This is a genomic window from Streptomyces sp. NPDC043427, assembly GCF_056436655.1.
Genome location: NZ_JBWKCC010000038.1, coordinates 1 through 12,940 on the forward strand (window position 1 = coordinate 1; position 12,940 = coordinate 12,940).

The following is a 12,940-nucleotide window of genomic DNA, read 5'->3' on the forward strand; positions in this document are numbered from 1 at the left end:
ATCGAGAAGCAGGACGGCACGGGCAACATCTCCTACGATCCGGCCAACCACGACTTCATGGTCCGCACCCGCCAGGCCAAGATCGACGGCATCGAGGTCGACGCCCTGGAGATCGACGACCCGGACGGCAGCGCGAGGACGCTAGTGCTGGGCTGGGGTTCCACGTACGGGCCGATCACGGCGGCGGTACGCAGGCTGCGGGCGGCCGGTGAGTCGATCGCACGGGCCCATCTGCGCCACCTCAATCCCTTCCCCCGGAACCTGGGTGAGGTGCTGAAGGATTACGACAAGGTGGTGGTCCCCGAGATGAACCTCGGCCAGCTCGCCACCCTGATCCGGGCGAGGTACCTGGTCGACCCTCACTCCTACAACCAGGTCAACGGCATGCCGTTCAAGGCCGAACAGCTCGCCACGGCACTGAAGGAGGCCATCGATGACTGACACCGGCAACGGGCTGCTGCAGCTGGTTCCCAAGGCCGAGGCCAGGCAGTCGATGAAGGAATTCAAGTCGGACCAGGAGGTGCGCTGGTGTCCAGGCTGCGGAGACTACGCGATCCTGGCGGCGGTCCAGGGCTTCATGCCGGAGCTGGGCCTGGCCAAGGAGAACATCGTCTTCGTCTCGGGCATCGGCTGCTCGTCCCGCTTCCCGTACTACATGAACACCTACGGAATGCACTCCATCCACGGCCGCGCCCCCGCCATCGCCACCGGCCTGGCCACAAGCAGGCGTGACCTGTCCGTGTGGGTGGTCACCGGTGACGGAGACGCCCTGTCCATCGGCGGCAACCACCTGATCCACGCCCTGCGCCGCAACGTCAACCTCAAGATCCTGCTGTTCAACAACCGGATCTACGGCCTGACCAAGGGCCAGTACTCCCCGACCTCCGAAGTCGGCAAGATCACCAAGTCGACGCCGATGGGCTCCCTGGACGCCCCCTTCAACCCGGTCTCGCTCGCCATCGGCGCGGAGGCGTCCTTCGTCGCCCGCACCATCGACTCCGACCGCAAACACCTCACCCAGGTGCTGCGCCAGGCCGCCGACCACGCCGGCACCGCCCTGATCGAGATCTACCAGAACTGCAACATCTTCAACGACGGCGCCTTCGACGCCCTCAAGGACAACCAGCAGGCCCAGGAGGCGCTGATCCGCCTCGAGCACGGACAGCCGATCCGCTTCGGCGCCGACGGCGCCAGAGGAGTCGTACGCAACCGGGCCACCGGTGACCTGGAGGTGGTGACGGTGACAGCGGAGAACGAAGCGGACCTCCTGGTCCACGACGCGCACGCCGCGTCCGCCACCACCGCCTTCGCCCTCTCCCGACTCGCCGACCCCGACACCCTGCACCACACCCCCATCGGCGTCTTCCGCTCCGTCGACCGACCCGTCTACGACACCCGGATGGCCGACCAACTGGACTCGGCGATTGAGCAGAAGGGCAAGGGCGACCTCGCCGCACTGCTCGCCGGCCGCGACACCTGGACCGTCGTCGGCTGAGGCAGGCGGTGACGGCCCACTGGGGCCGTTCGTTCGGATCAGGCCGGCTCAGGGGCGGGGTCTGGAGGCGGGGGGCACCTCCCCACGCCGTTCGGGCGGTGAAGGCCCCTCACGCGCGAGCGAAGCCGAGCGTGGGGGAGCGGTGCCAGGGCCCGCGAGCCCGGCCCGTCATGATTGCGCACCTTGCTCATGTCGGTGGTACCGAATACCGGCGACGGCCTTTCTGTGCGACCGAAGAGATTCCTCGGTCGCACAGAAAGGCCGGCTGCGTCGCCGGCTCCGGCTGTGCAGCGATCACTCGAAGGCGGAGCCCGTGCCGCACCCGGGGACCGCGCGGGCGCGCTACCGGGCCGTCAAGGAGGGTGCCGGCGCCTACCGCCGGGACCCTGAGCATGTCCGTGTGCTGGTGACCGTCGACGTCTGCCCGGCGCAGCCCTTGCCGACCGGATGGAGCTGTGGTTCCGTCAGAGGGCCGCGGACGGTTCCCTGCTGCGCCTCCCCGAGTGCGCCGGGCCCTCCCCGGTCGGCCTCGCCCCCACCGGCACCCTCCTGCCCGAGCTGCGCCGCCGCGGACTGCTCCGCAAGGGGTGCGACTGGATGGACCTGCGGAGCCGTCTTGGACTGCCCGTACTCGCCCTGTGCAGCTGATCGCGAGCGAACGAGTGAGGAAATTTCCCGGAATCTTGAACCGTGCTAAATTCCAGGGCGAAATTCACGGGTTATCAGGTCGGGTGCGGGCGCCATTCCCTGTATTCGCCTCGCGATTCACGCGATCTGAAATCACCATTCACAGAAGAATGCCGTGACCAGGGAGGGCCTTGTGGCCATCGGAATCATCGGCATGGGATCCCATGTCCCCGAAACCGTCATCACCAATGCCGACATCAGCGCCTGGACGGGTGCCGAGGAAGACTGGGTGGGCGATCGAACCGGCATATTCGAGCGGCGCTACGCCGCCGAGGGCACAGCGACCTCCGACCTCGCCCTGCCCGCCGCGGTGGAAGCGCTGGACTCCTGCCCCGAGGCCAGACCGAAGCTCGGCGCCATCATCGTGGCGACCTGCACCCCCGACGCCCCGCAGCCCGCGACCGCCGCGATCCTGCAGCACAAGCTCCACCTGGGCAGCGTGCCCTCGTTCGACGTCAACGCGGTGTGCAGCGGGTTTCTGTACGGGCTGACCCTCGCCGAGGGACTGCTCACCTCCCGCTGCAAGGACAGCCACGTCCTCGTCGTCGGCGCGGACATGTTCTCGCGCATCATGGACCGCACCGACCGCCGCACGGTGAGCCTGTTCGGCGACGGGGCCGGTGCCGCCCTGGTCGGGCAGGTGCCCGACGGGTACGGTCTGGTGGCACACCGCTGGCTGACCGACGGCGATCTCCACGAGTTCGTCGGAGTGGAGGCCGGCGGCACCCGGATGCCGCTGGACGAGCAGGCCCGCGCCGAGGGACGCCACTACTTCCGGATGGACGGCCGCGCGGTGCGGACCTACGCGGTCTCCACCTTGCGCAAACTGGTCGAGGACGTGCTCCAGGACACCGGTCTGACCGTCGACGACGTGGACCGCTTCGTGATCCACCAGGCCAACACCCGGATGGTGGAGGAGGTCGCCCGCGACCTCGGTGTCGAGCAGGACCGCTTCGCCTTCACCGCCCCTCACCTCGGTAACACGGCCGCGGCCTCGGTACCGCTCACTCTGCACGCCTCCCACCGGGAGCGCCCGATCCAACGCGGAGAGCGGATCCTGCTGGCCGCCGTGGGCGGCGGCCTCGCCGGCGGTGCCGCACTCCTGCGCTGGTACTGATCGTGCCCCCAGCGACCGCCGCGTCCACCGGTCACCCCCAAGAACTTCGCGGAGAGGATGGAGATGACCCCCGCATGAACGCCGTAGAGATCAAAGAGCAGGCCCGGCTCCTGCTGGCCGAGGAAGCCGGAGTCGCGCCCGAGGAGATCCTCGACGACACCGTGCTCAAGCGTCTGCCCGGCATGGGCACCGGCCGGGTACTGGAGGTGGTCGGCCGACTGGAACGCCGGCACGATCTGGTGATCGACGACGAGTACCTGTACAGCCTGGCCACCCTGGCAGACCTGGAACGCGTGCTGAAGACGCGGTCAGCCCCGCAGCCCACGAGCACGCCCACCACAACGGCCGCCGACGAGGGCGCCGCCACCACGGCCGCCGCCCCCAGGGACAGCCAACTCCGCGGCTGGCTCCGCTCGCTGGAGGACCTCGTCCCGACCCCCGACCAGCTCACCCACTACACCGTCGACCGGCCCACCGCCCTGGCGCTGCTGCGCACCGACGACCGTACGCTCGACACCCTCGTACGCCACGGACTGCGCCATCAGAACGGGGCCGACGGGCCGCTCTTCGACGAACACGACCTGTACAACCTGGCCATGTACTCGGGCTCCGGCCGCTCCGTCCCCGAGGTCGCCGTCCGCTACAACGTCCGCCTGGCCCGCGGCTCGCTGGACAACTGGACCCGCCCCGAGGTCTGGCGCATCCGGCACTTCGCCACCTGCCCGGAGCACGGCCGCTGCGACGAGCGCTGGGAGCTGGCGCAGGTCCGCCCCGAGGGCTTCGGCGGCGAACTCCTCGAGGTCACACACGACTTGCTGCGCGACGGCCCGGTGCCCAGCGGTGCGGTGGCCGGCCGCCCGGCCTTCATGATGCTGGACGCCGTGGTCCGCACGGCCGGCAAGCGGATGGAGCTGCGCTCGCCGGTGCTCAAGGAGGCGTACCGCGAGGCGCTGGAGGAACTCCGCTCCGGCAAGATCCGCTTCCAGTCGCTGCCCGCCGCGCTGCGCGTCGACGCGCCCAGGGCACGCGCCCTCGGCGTCGGCAACTGCGTCTCGACCTCCATACACCTGGCGCAGGTCCTCACCCACGCCGGATTCCAGGTGCGTACCCGCAAGGGCTACTTCGTCGCCGTGGGCGCCGAGGACCACGGGTGGATGGAGGTCTTCGAGGACGGCGAGTGGAAGGCACTCGACCCGGCCCTGGCGCTGCTTGCGGAGTGGGACCTCGGCGTCGAACGTTGCACGGCTTTCACCGAGTTCTGCGCGGGCTCGTATCTGAACCGGTTCGTCCCCTGCGACAGCAAGGCGGACGAGGAAGTTGTGCGGCACTGGCACGGAGACCGGCTCTTCGACGAGGTGCCGACGACGATCGTGACACGTACGGCCGGAGCGGCCGTGGGGAAGGGGCAGTGATGACCAAGGCACGAGAGCTGGTCGGGCTCTGCATCGCCAACCCGGAGCTGCTGGACGGGCTCGACGAGAGCGCGGACCTGCGCGACGCCGGACTGAATTCGGGCGAGTTCGTGCTGATCGCGCTGCGCATCGAGGAGGAGATCGACCGTCCGCTGGAGGACGACGAAATGGACACGCTGTCCACTCTCGCCGAGATCGAGGCGATACTCTCCGGCGCGCTCGCGGCCCAGGGCCAGGGCCAGGGATGAGCCGGCTCGCCGAGCTGCTGAGCGGCGGTACGGCCACCGCCGAGGAGATCGCAGCCATCCCGGTGCCCGAGACCTACCGCGCGGCGGTGCTCTTCAGGGACGAGCAGGGCATGTTCGACGAAGTGCCGCTGGCCGACCGCGATCCGGGCAAGGCGGTTCACGTGACCGAGGTGCCCACACCCGAACCCGGCCCCGGCGAGGTGCTGGTGGCGGTGCTGGCCAGCTCGATCAACTACAACACCGTATGGAGCGCGCTCTCTGCGCCCGTCTCCACCTTCTCCTTCCTGGAGCGCTACGCGCGGCGCGGCGGCCTCGCCGCGCGGCACGAACTGCCTTACCACGTCATCGGGTCCGACCTCGCAGGCGTGGTTCTGCGCACCGGTGAGGGAGTGCGGGGCTGGCAGGCAGGCGACCACGTGGTCGCCCACTGCCTGTCCGTGGAACTGGAGAGCGCCGACGGGCACAGCGACACCATGCTCGACCCCGAGCAGCGCATCTGGGGCTACGAGACCAACTACGGCGGCCTCGCCGAACTCTCCCTCGTCAAGGCCAACCAGCTGATGCCGAAACCGGCCCACCTCACCTGGGAGGAGGCAGCGAGCCCCGGGCTCGTCAACTCCACCGCCTACCGGCAGCTCGTCTCGGCCAACGGCGCGGCCATGAAGCAGGGCGACAACGTCCTGATCTGGGGCGCGGCCGGCGGCGTCGGCTCGTACGCGACCCAGCTGGCCCTCGTGGGCGGCGCCAACCCGATCTGCGTGGTCTCCTCCCCCGAGAAGGCGGAGCTGTGCCGGGCCATGGGCGCCGAGCACATCATCGACCGCCGTGCCGAGGGCTACCGGTTCTGGAAGGACGAGAACACCCCCGACCCGGCCGAGTGGCGGCGCTTCGGGCAGCATATCCGGGACCTCACCGGCGGCGAGGACCCCGACATCGTGGTCGAGCACCCCGGACGGGAGACCTTCGGAGCCTCCCTCTACGTGGCCCGCCGCGGCGGAACCGTCGTGACCTGCGCCTCCACGTCGGGATACCGCCACGAGTACGACAACAGGTACCTGTGGATGCAGCTCAAGCGCATCATCGGCTCCCACTTCGCCAACTACCGCGAGGCATGGGAGGCCAACCGGCTGATCACCAAGGGCCGTATCCACCCGACCCTGTCCCGCAGCTATCCGCTCGCCCGGGTGGGCGACGCGGTCGGCGTCGTCCACGCCGGACGCCACCACGGCAAGGTCGGCGTGCTCTGCCTCGCCCCACGGGAGGGCCTGGGCGTACGGGACGCAGAACTGCGGGCGCGGCACGCGGACGCCATCGACCGCTTCCGCGACCCCGCGACGGAGTTGTGATGACCACCGAACAGATGCCCCACAAAGTACGGGCCTACCAGCCCCTGAGCGAGGAGGACCGGCGCAGGCAGGCCGAACTGACCAGCGGTGAACCCATGCTGGACTTCACGGCCGGCCAGGTCGGCACCGACAGCACCCCCTACATCGACTACCACCACGTCGACGTGCTGCTCTCCCTGCAGCACCCGCGCAGTGACGAACCGGCCGAGTTGACCTTCTACATCACCGGACAGGTCCAGGAACTGCTGTTCAAGCTCATATTCACAGAGGTCAACCGGGTACGCGACCTCCTGCTGGAGGACCGGCTGGACGACGCCCTGTGGTACCTGCGGAGGATCGAGAAGGTTCTGCGGGTGCTGACCGTCTCATGGGAGCCGGTGAGCACCATCACGCCCACCGAGTTCGCGCGCTACCGAGACGAGTTGGGCACGGCCTCCGGATTCCAGTCGTACATGTACCGGCAGCTGGAGTTCGCGCTCGGCAACAAGTCGTCCCGGATGGCCGAGGCGTATCGGCCCGTGGCCTGGGTGCACGAGCTGGTCGTCGCGGCCCTGAGGGCACCCAGCCTCTACGACGCGGCACTCCACCTGCTGCGCCGACGCGGCTACGACATCCCGCGGGAGGTCGTGGAGCGCGACTACGCGCAGCCCTACGAGGAGCACCCGGCGGTCGAGGCGGCCTGGTCCGCTCTCTACACCGCTGACGAGCGCGACCCGGGGCTCTACGCCCTCGCCGAGGCCCTGTGCGACCTCAATTACCACTACTCGCGCTGGCGTCAAACGCATCTGCTCGTGGTGGAACGCGTCCTCGGTCACAAGCCGGGCACCGGCGGCACCTCCGGCGTCAACTGGCTGCGCCGCGCCGCCCAGCATCGGTTCTTCCCCGAGCTGTGGGCCGTCCGCTCCGGCATCTGAGCGGCGGCCGGCATCCGAGCAGAGGAAGGAGAGACGGATGGGCACGCCTCTTTACGGCGGTTACGACCAGCGGGCGCTGGACCGGCAGTACTCCCCGAGTTCCTGCGTCGAGGACATCAACGAGTTCCTGGAGCGGTACGCCGTGGAGAGCGGGAAGACCCGCCGGGAGCTTCCGGTACGGCGCGCAATCCGCTACGGTGCGCAGCCGCCGGAGACGCTCGACTTCTTCCCGCCGGCCGTGCCCGACGCCCCGCTGATGGTGTTCGTGCACGGCGGCTACTGGCAGGAGCTCAGCAAGGACGAGTCCTCCTTCCCGGCCCGCGGCCTGGTCGCGGCGGGTGCCGCCTATGCCGCCCTGGACTACGGCCTGGCACCGGAGTACAGCCTCGACGAGATCGTCGCCCACGTCCGCCGCGGCCTCGACTGGCTGGTCCGGCACGCGGCAGAACTGGGCGTGGACCCCGGCAGAATCCACCTGAGCGGCAGCTCGGCCGGGGCCCACCTGGTGGCCATGGCCCTGCTGGACGACTGGCGGCCCGGCGGCCGCCGTCCGGTCGAGGCGTTCGCCGGCGCAACCCTGCTCAGCGGTGTGTACGACCTGGAGCCGCTGCGGCTGACCTACGTGAACGATCCCCTGGGGCTGGACGCGGAGGCGGCCATCCGGCTCAGCCCGATCCGTCACCTGCCTGCCGACCTGCCCGCCCTGGTGGTGGCCAGGGGCGGGGCGGAGACGGACGAGTTCATCCGCCAACACGACGAGCTGCTGCGGGCGGTCAGCCCCCGTGCCGCCTCGGTGCGCGAGGTCGTCACCGAGCACCGCAACCACTTCGACATCACCTTCGACCTCGACCAACCGGCGACCGGGCTGGGCGCGGCGGTGTTCGCGCAACTCGGTCTGCCCGATCCCCGATGACCACGCGGCCCCGCAGCCACGGTCCGCACCTACTGCCTTTGAGGAGACAACTCCCATGAGTGACAACCAGATCAGGAAGATTCTCGTACTCGGTGGTGGCACCACCGGCTGGATGAGCGCCGCCTACCTCGCCAAGGCGCTCGGTTCCACCGCCCAGGTCACGGTGCTGGAGGCGCCGTCGGTCCCGAGGATCGGCGTCGGCGAGGCCACCATCCCCAACCTGCAGAAGGTCTTCTTCGACTTCCTCGGCCTGTCCGAGGAGGAGTGGATGCCGGAGTGCCAGGCCAGCTTCAAGCTGGGCATCCGCTACATCAACTGGCGCACCCCGGGCACCGGCGAGGCCCTGGGCCGGCCGTACGAGGGCGGCAAGGACCACTTCGACCATGTCTTCGGTGTACTGCCCAGCCACGACAACCTGCCGTTGTCGCACTACTGGACCTACAAGAAGCTCACCGGCCAGACCGACGAGCCGTTCGACCAGGCCTGCTACACGCAGCCGCAGATCTTCGACAGGAACCTGTCCCCGCGCTACCTGGACGGCACCCGCTGGGCCAGCTACGCCTGGCACTTCGACGCCCAGAAGGTGGCAGACTTCCTGTGCCGCTTCTCCGTCGAGAAGCTGGGCGCCATCCACATCCAGGACAAGTTCGTCGGCGCCGAGCTCGACCAGCGCGGTCACATCGTCGCGGTGAACACCGAGGCGGGCCGCCGCCTGCAGGCCGACCTCTTCATCGACTGCTCCGGCTTCCGCAGCCTGCTCATGAACGGCGTGATGAAGGAGCCGTTCCTGGACATGAGTGACCACCTGCTCAACGACCGCGCGGTCGCCGCACAGATCCCGCACGACGACGAGAACAATGGCGTGGAGCCGTTCACGTCGGCCATCGCCATGTCCGCCGGCTGGACCTGGAAGATCCCCATGCTGGGCCGCTTCGGCACCGGCTACGTCTACTCCAGCCGCTTCACCTCCCAGGACGAGGCGACCGAGGAGTTCTGCAAGATGTGGGGCATCGACCCCGAGACGCACGAACTCAACCACGTGAAGTTCCGCGTCGGCCGCAACCGCCGCGCCTGGGTGAAGAACTGCGTCGGTCTCGGCCTCGCCAACCAGTTCGTGGAACCGTTGGAGTCCACCGGCATCTACTTCGTCTACGCGGCGCTGTACCAACTGGTGAAGCACTTCCCGGACAAGTCCTTCGACCCGGTGCTGGTCAACCGGTTCAACCACGAGGTCGAGGAGATGTTCGATGACACCCGCGACTTCATCCAGGGACATTTCAGCTTCGCGCCGCGCAACGACACCCCGTACTGGCGCGCCTGCAAGGACCTGGAGCTCGCTCCGCAGTTCGTCGAGAAGGTCAAGGAGTACAAGTCCGGCCTGGGCGTGAACCTGCCGGTCACCGACGAGGCCGGGTACTACGGCAACTTCGAGGCCGAGTTCCGCAACTTCTGGAGCAACGCCAACTACTACTGCATCCTCGCCGGGCTCGGTGAGCTGCCGGACAACCCGATGCCGCTGCTCGCCCACCGGCCGGAGTCGCTGGCCTCCGCCGAGGCGGCCTTCGAGGAGATCAAGAAGCGCCGCGAGGAGCTGCTGGCCACCCTTCCGTCCACTTACGACTACCTGCGCAAGCTGCACAACAAGGCGTAACAGCCAGGTGCCCGCCGTCCGGGCCCGAACCCCCTCCGGGCCCGGACGGCGACCCCTCAGCCCAGGACGGGAATTCCATGATCACTTCACTCCTGCCCCTCGGCCTGGTCCACCTCGCCCTGGTCCTGGCCGCGACCGTGGCCGTGGTCGCCTGCGGCCGGTACGCGGCACGCCGGGCACGCCAGCCGGAGGTGATCGGCGAGATCGCCGCCGGACTGCTCGTGGGGCCCGTCGTACTCCGACTGCTCGGCCCCGACGGCTTCCACCGGGTGCTGCCGACGCATGTGCTCGCCCAGCTCAAGGCGGTCTCCCAGGCGGGCCTGGCCCTGTTCATGGTGGGCCTGGCGCACAAGCTGCGGTACGGCGCGGCCCGATCCGCCGGCCGATCCACCGGCTGGGTGGCTGCCGGATCGTTTCTTCTGCCGCTGGCCGTCGGTCTCCTGTTGGCCGGCTGGCTGATCGGCACCGGCGATCCCGCCCTGCGCGGCAGCGCGCCCGCCCCCGCATTCGTCCTGCTCGTCGCCGTGTCCCTGTCCGTCACCGCGGTGCCCGTCCTCGCCCGGATCCTCACCGACCGCGCTATGGACGAGACACCCGTCGGTCGTGTCGCGTTCTCCGCCTCCGTCATCCTGGACGCGGTGTCCTGGACCGCTCTGGTGGTGGCGGTGAGTCTCAGCTCCGGCAAGCTCGACGGCCTGCTCCACGCGCTCGGCGCCCTCGCCGCCGGAGTCGTCGCCCTCTTCCTGTGCCGCCGGTTGCTCGCCACCCGCGGCGCCGAACGATGCGCTGCTCGGGCGCCCCTGCCTGCCGCGCTGCTGGTCGGCGTGCTCGCCGTGGCGGCAGCCCGCGCCATGGAGGAGGCCGGCATGACCGCGATCATTGGTGCGGCTCTGGCCGGCCTCGCCATCCCCGACCGCAAGGACGGCCCCTGGGCCGCGGCGGTCGCCTCCGCCGCCCGCTGGGGACGGGCCCTCCTCCCCGCCTTCTTCGTGGTCAGTGGCGTCACCGTGCTGACCAAGGGCCTGGGCGGTACGCCCGTGACCCTGGTGGTCCTCACCATCCTGCTCGGCACCGCGGGCAAGATCTGCGGCGGCTACCTCGGCGCCCGCCTCGCCGGCCACGACCGGCTCGACTCGCTGCGGGTCGGCTCCCTGATGAACACCCGCGGTCTGACCGAACTGATCGTCCTTCAGGTCGGTCTCAGCGCCGGGATCCTGACCCCGCCTGTCTACCTCGCCTACCTGGTGCTGGCGCTGGTCTCCACGGCGCTGGCCGGACCCGCCCTGCAGCTGCTCGACCGGGTCGAGCTGCGCCGCGGACCCCTGCTGATCCCCGCCCAGGCCTCCGTGAAAGGTGACTCGTTGTGAACCGCCCGACCGGTCTGACCCTGGACCCCGTCTCCCCGGACACCTTCAAGGCGCTGATGTCCGAGTTCCCGAGCGGCGTCTCCGTGGTGACCACGACCGACGAGGGCGGCCGTCCTTGGGGTTTGACCTGCTCCGCCCTGTGCAGCCTGAGCATCGACCCGCCCACTCTCATGGTGTGTCTGCGGGCGGACAGCCCGACGCTGGCGGCGGTCCTGCGCAGCGGCCGGTTCGTGGCCAACCTACTGCACGGCGACGGCGAGCGGGTCGCCCAGCTCTTCGGCTCCGGCAGCAACCAGGACGAGCGCTTCGACCGAGTGCGCTGGACCCCGGGACCAGCCGGACCGCATCTGGCCGCCGACAGCCACGCCATCGCCGACTGCCGGGTCAGCCGGACGGTGGACGGTGGAACCCACCTGATCGTTTTCGGTGAGGTGTTCGACGTCACCCAGGAGGACGGCAAGTCCCCGCTGCTCTACGGACGGCGCCGCTTCCACACCCTGCCCCAGGACACGTCAACCACTTCTTGATGGGTGAGCCATTCATGATGATCTCTACGGGAGCGGCGGCATGACCACGCCCGACATAGCCGCGAAGCTCGACCGGGACGACCCGCTCGCCCCGGCCAGGGACCGCTTCCTGCTGCCGGACGGCACCGTCTACCTGGACGGCAACTCGCTCGGAGCATTGCCGGCCGGCGTGCCGCAGGCGGTCGAGCACACCGTCACCAAGCAGTGGGGCGAGGACCTCATCACCAGCTGGTTCGACGGGGGTTGGCTCAAGCTCCCGCTGACGGTGGGCGACCGCATCGGTCGCCTGCTGGGCGCCGAGCCCGGCCAGACGGTCGTCGGCGACACCACGTCGGTGCAGCTGTTCAACGCGCTGATCGCCGCCGCCCGGCTGCGGCCCGAGCGCCGGATCCTGCTGATGGACGCCGGCGGGTTCCCCACCGACCGCTACCTCGCCGCGTCGGTGGCCCGCCTGCTCGGTCTGGAGTTGTGCGAAGCTCCCATGGACGAGTTCCCTGACGCGATCCGTGCCGCCGGCGCGCAGCTGGCCGTCGCCACCGCGAGCGCCGTCGACTTCCGCACCGGCGAGCTGTGGGACCTGGCCGGCCTCACCCGCGCGACGCACCGGGCGGGCGGTGCGGTGGTCTGGGACCTCAGCCACGCCACCGGCGCCGTCCCGCTGGCCCTGGACCGGGACGGGGTCGACTTCGCGGTCGGCTGCTCCTACAAGTTTCTCTCCGGCGGCCCCGGCGCCCCCGCCTACGGCTACGTCGCCCGCCGTCACCACGCCCGCCTCGATCACCCCCTCACCGGGTGGCACGGTCATGCCGAGCCGTTCGCCATGGAACCGTCCTACCGTCCGGCCGAGGGCATCGCCCGCTACCGGGTCGGCACCCCCCACATCCTGTCCCTGGCCGCCCTGGACGCCGCACTCGACGCCTTCACCGGTGTCGACGTGGAGGAGATCCGTGTCAAGAGCCTCTCGCTCAGTGCGTTCTTCATCGACTGCGTCGACGAGCACCTGGCCGGAAGAGGTTTCGAGGTGGTCACCCCCCGCGAACCGGGGCGGCGCGGTTCCCAGGTGACGATTCGTCATGAACGTGCCGAGGAGCTGATGACGAACCTGGCCCGACGCGGCTTCATCGGCGACGTACGCCCGCCGAACCTGCTGCGCTTCGGCCTCAACGCGCTCTACGTCTCGTACGCGGACGTCCTCGCCACCGTCCAGGAGCTGCGCGCGCTGACCTGATCTCCATCAGCTCTGCTCTCCCCGCTCAACGAACC

12 protein-coding genes and 1 pseudogene are annotated in these 12,940 nt (G+C 69.6%); all 13 read left to right on the forward strand.

The annotated features are described in order from the left end of the window. Positions 1-441, forward strand: a pseudogene (locus tag AC067M_RS39840) (2-oxoacid:acceptor oxidoreductase subunit alpha); the annotation flags it as partial. Further along, positions 434-1,495, forward strand: coding sequence for a 2-oxoacid:ferredoxin oxidoreductase subunit beta (locus AC067M_RS39845; protein WP_478701902.1), 1,062 nt, complete (start codon positions 434-436; stop codon positions 1,493-1,495). The pseudogene AC067M_RS39840 and the gene AC067M_RS39845, both read left to right, overlap by 8 nt. Positions 1,496-1,942: 447 nt before the next feature. After that, entirely contained in the window at positions 1,943-2,143 is a 201-nt protein-coding gene (locus AC067M_RS39850) for a hypothetical protein (protein WP_478701903.1), read from the forward strand. A gap of 172 nt (positions 2,144-2,315) precedes the next feature. Then, complete coding sequence (locus AC067M_RS39855) at positions 2,316-3,299, forward strand: 3-oxoacyl-ACP synthase III family protein (protein WP_478701904.1); 984 nt, start codon at positions 2,316-2,318, stop codon at positions 3,297-3,299. A gap of 74 nt (positions 3,300-3,373) precedes the next feature. After that, positions 3,374-4,711, forward strand: coding sequence for an acyl carrier protein (locus AC067M_RS39860; RefSeq protein ID WP_478701905.1), 1,338 nt, complete (start codon positions 3,374-3,376; stop codon positions 4,709-4,711). Then, a complete protein-coding gene (locus tag AC067M_RS39865) occupies positions 4,711-4,959 on the forward strand; it encodes an acyl carrier protein (protein WP_478701906.1) in 249 nt (82 codons plus the stop codon). The genes AC067M_RS39860 and AC067M_RS39865 overlap by 1 nt, the downstream gene beginning before the upstream one ends. Then, complete coding sequence (gene ccrA, locus AC067M_RS39870; protein WP_478701907.1) at positions 4,956-6,305, forward strand: crotonyl-CoA carboxylase/reductase; 1,350 nt, start codon at positions 4,956-4,958, stop codon at positions 6,303-6,305. The genes AC067M_RS39865 and ccrA overlap by 4 nt, the downstream gene beginning before the upstream one ends. Continuing rightward, positions 6,305-7,219, forward strand: coding sequence for a tryptophan 2,3-dioxygenase (locus tag AC067M_RS39875; protein ID WP_478701908.1), 915 nt, complete (start codon positions 6,305-6,307; stop codon positions 7,217-7,219). Before ccrA ends, AC067M_RS39875 begins: the two co-directional genes overlap by 1 nt. Positions 7,220-7,256: 37 nt before the next feature. After that, a complete protein-coding gene (locus AC067M_RS39880) occupies positions 7,257-8,132 on the forward strand; it encodes an alpha/beta hydrolase (RefSeq protein WP_478701909.1) in 876 nt (291 codons plus the stop codon). A gap of 55 nt (positions 8,133-8,187) precedes the next feature. Next, entirely contained in the window at positions 8,188-9,783 is a 1,596-nt protein-coding gene (locus tag AC067M_RS39885; protein ID WP_478701910.1) for a tryptophan halogenase family protein, read from the forward strand. A 77-nt stretch (positions 9,784-9,860) separates the two neighbouring features. Next, entirely contained in the window at positions 9,861-11,150 is a 1,290-nt protein-coding gene (locus tag AC067M_RS39890; RefSeq protein ID WP_478701911.1) for a cation:proton antiporter, read from the forward strand. Continuing rightward, entirely contained in the window at positions 11,147-11,677 is a 531-nt protein-coding gene (locus tag AC067M_RS39895) for a flavin reductase family protein (protein WP_478701912.1), read from the forward strand. The genes AC067M_RS39890 and AC067M_RS39895 overlap by 4 nt, the downstream gene beginning before the upstream one ends. 40 nt (positions 11,678-11,717) lie before the next feature. Next, on the forward strand, positions 11,718-12,905 hold the full coding sequence (kynU, locus tag AC067M_RS39900) for a kynureninase (RefSeq protein ID WP_478701913.1): 1,188 nt from the start codon (positions 11,718-11,720) through the stop codon (positions 12,903-12,905). Positions 12,906-12,940 lie beyond the last annotated feature (35 nt).

Excerpts from the sequence above, each read along its gene's own strand:
- AC067M_RS39865 (WP_478701906.1), top strand. The coding sequence starts at position 4,711 with ATGACCAAGGCACGAGAGCTGGTCGGGCTCTGCATCGCCAACCCGGAG.
- AC067M_RS39860 (WP_478701905.1), top strand. The coding sequence starts at position 3,374 with ATGAACGCCGTAGAGATCAAAGAGCAGGCCCGGCTCCTGCTGGCCGAG.
- ccrA (WP_478701907.1), top strand. The coding sequence starts at position 4,956 with ATGAGCCGGCTCGCCGAGCTGCTGAGCGGCGGTACGGCCACCGCCGAG.
- AC067M_RS39885 (WP_478701910.1), top strand. The coding sequence starts at position 8,188 with ATGAGTGACAACCAGATCAGGAAGATTCTCGTACTCGGTGGTGGCACC.
- AC067M_RS39880 (WP_478701909.1), top strand. The coding sequence starts at position 7,257 with ATGGGCACGCCTCTTTACGGCGGTTACGACCAGCGGGCGCTGGACCGG.
- AC067M_RS39845 (WP_478701902.1), top strand. The coding sequence starts at position 434 with ATGACTGACACCGGCAACGGGCTGCTGCAGCTGGTTCCCAAGGCCGAG.
- AC067M_RS39875 (WP_478701908.1), top strand. The coding sequence starts at position 6,305 with ATGACCACCGAACAGATGCCCCACAAAGTACGGGCCTACCAGCCCCTG.
- AC067M_RS39850 (WP_478701903.1), top strand. The coding sequence starts at position 1,943 with ATGGAGCTGTGGTTCCGTCAGAGGGCCGCGGACGGTTCCCTGCTGCGC.
- AC067M_RS39890 (WP_478701911.1), top strand. The coding sequence starts at position 9,861 with ATGATCACTTCACTCCTGCCCCTCGGCCTGGTCCACCTCGCCCTGGTC.
- kynU (WP_478701913.1), top strand. The coding sequence starts at position 11,718 with ATGACCACGCCCGACATAGCCGCGAAGCTCGACCGGGACGACCCGCTC.